At 35.4% G+C, this 362-nt stretch carries 1 tRNA gene and 1 rRNA gene; both read right to left on the bottom strand.

Annotation, left to right across the window (positions count from 1 at the left end):
• Positions 1-17: 17 nt before the first annotated feature.
• A tRNA-Ile gene (locus tag J3S90_RS15755) sits at positions 18-91 on the bottom strand.
• A gap of 217 nt (positions 92-308) precedes the next feature.
• Positions 309-362: ribosomal RNA gene (locus J3S90_RS15760) — 16S ribosomal RNA — on the bottom strand; the annotation flags it as partial.

Consider the following 362-nt stretch of genomic DNA (forward strand, 5'->3'; position numbering starts at 1 on the left):
TTTTTTTTAAGTAATTGTTGTCTCGGACAGACTCGAACTGTCGACCCCTACATTATCAGTGTAGTACTCTAACCAGCTGAGCTACGAGACAAGGTGATTTCTGATTTATGATTAACGATTTTTGATCCTAGATTCTTCAACCTATAATCTCCAATCAGCATTCAACAATCTTAAATCGTTTATCTTTTACTTAATTGTATTATTTGAACTAACAGCAAGAGTAATAAAATGTATGTATTCTATTCCAATATAATCTTTGTCTTCTTTCCTAATCGTGTTTATTGCTAAACTAACAAATTAGGCTCTAGAAAGGAGGTGTTCCAGCCGCACCTTCCGGTACGGCTACCTTGTTACGACTTAGC

Origin of the sequence: Flavobacterium flabelliforme, assembly GCF_017948675.1 — a bacterium.
Taxonomy (GTDB): domain Bacteria; phylum Bacteroidota; class Bacteroidia; order Flavobacteriales; family Flavobacteriaceae; genus Flavobacterium; species Flavobacterium pygoscelis.